At 30.8% G+C, this 1,655-nt stretch carries 3 protein-coding genes; 1 reads left to right on the forward strand and 2 read right to left on the reverse strand.

Features of this window, described 5'->3' with window-relative positions; translation table 11 throughout:
- Nucleotides 1-22: 22 nt before the first annotated feature.
- A complete protein-coding gene (holA, locus tag TJ68_RS01720) occupies nt 23-1,012 on the reverse strand; it encodes a DNA polymerase III subunit delta (RefSeq protein ID WP_148449602.1) in 990 nt (329 codons plus the stop codon).
- A 57-nt stretch (nt 1,013-1,069) separates the two neighbouring features.
- Between holA and TJ68_RS08240 the strand changes: the two genes are divergently transcribed.
- Nucleotides 1,070-1,210, forward strand: a complete 141-nt coding sequence (locus tag TJ68_RS08240) for a YqzM family protein (RefSeq protein WP_081643635.1) — start codon at nt 1,070-1,072, stop codon at nt 1,208-1,210.
- A 22-nt stretch (nt 1,211-1,232) separates the two neighbouring features.
- Here the strand turns inward: TJ68_RS08240 and TJ68_RS08480 are convergent.
- Nucleotides 1,233-1,655: ComEC/Rec2 family competence protein (locus TJ68_RS08480; protein WP_040928399.1), on the reverse strand; the 423-nt coding region annotated here is incomplete at its 5' end.

Raw genomic sequence — 1,655 nt, forward strand, 5'->3', positions numbered from 1 at the left:
TAATTTAGGAAGTTTTCTTTTTTTATATTTTGCTTATGAATACTTCAAATAAAGCTTCGCTATCTAAATACGTTGATTTTAACTCATAATCCATATCTCTAGTTAACACCATTTTTTGAAGTAACGTTTCTAATGAATACTGATTGACTTGAGATATCGCTAATTTCACACGATACGGATGCACTTTTAAACGACTACTAATTTCATCTTGACGCATCCCCTCGTTCATTAAAATCTTCGTTTGATAATATAACCTAAACTGCGACGAGATTAATCCGAGTAATTTAATCGGCTCTTCTTTTTGTAATATTAAATCTCTAAATACATTGACCGCTTCCCGCTTTTGATCTTTAAGAATAAAGTCTGTTAAAGAAAAGACGTTGGCTTCTAAACTTTTACTAACTATAATATTCACGTCTTCAACTGTAATTACATTGTCGGCAAACAACATCAATTTCTCTAACTCATTTTTAACAATCGTATAGTTTACACCTGTACGATTTAATAACTCATTTACTGCATCGTTTCGAATTGTCAAACCTTCATTTTTAACAGCGTCATTAATATATTGAACGAGTTCACGTTCATTCATTTCTTCACACTCAATGATTTTTCCTTGTTTTTTTATGAGTTTCGTAATCTTTTTTCTATTATCTAATTTTTCAGCAGATGTCACGAATATGAGTAACGTTTCGTCTTCTTTGTCTTCGATATATTGGATCATTTTATCGATATTTTGATTTACTGAGGTTCTCTTCTTTTCCGCTGTAAATAAAAATGCATCTTTTACGATAACCACTTTTCGATCCGATAAAAAAGGTAGTGTAATACACTCCTCGATAATATGTTCGACTTCTGTTTCGATATAATCAAAGACGATTCTATTAAAGTCATCGACTGTTTCTAAATAGTCTTTCGTTAACTTATTGACTGTTTCGTCTATACGCACTCTATTCTTTCCGTATACTAAATAGAGTTTTTCCATGTAATCACCATTCTTAATTGAATTCACTATAGATTTTTCTCTAACTCTATTCTATACTATAAATAAGTAATAGGGGGTTATGTCATGAATAAATTTGAAAAAAATGTACAATCTAAAAATAACGACGTAATCGATTCAGGACTTGCATTTTTAGTCGGACTTTTAGGATTCACTGCAGTCTATGTGATTGCACAAGTTTTCCAAATCGTCGCAAGTTTTAACTAGAGCTAATTTTATTAGCTCTTTTTTATTTATAACAACGGTTCTCTATATTTCGTAATTTATGTTTTGTACAATAACCATTCTTTTTAAAAGTAATCTCAACCATCCCGGATTCTATAGTACTTACAATTTCTTTATTGTACTCGGTGAGTATATCCGTTACCTCTTTATGCGGATGTCCATATGAATTATTTACCCCACTCGATATAAGTGCTAATTTAAATTCTCTTTCTACAAGATCAACGCCGGTACTCGTATTCGAACCGTGGTGCCCAATTTTTACGATATCTATTTTGTTCACGTTTTTTAATATTTCTTCTTCATACTCTACACTTAAATCTCCGAGCATTAGTATATGATAGTCAAATAGATTTACATCTAGAACAATCGACTGGTCATTTGAGTTATTTGTATGAGTGATATTATTGACATTTTTTAAAATAATACG

Origin of the sequence: Nosocomiicoccus massiliensis, from assembly GCF_000438455.1 — a bacterium.
Taxonomy (GTDB): domain Bacteria; phylum Bacillota; class Bacilli; order Staphylococcales; family Salinicoccaceae; genus Nosocomiicoccus; species Nosocomiicoccus massiliensis.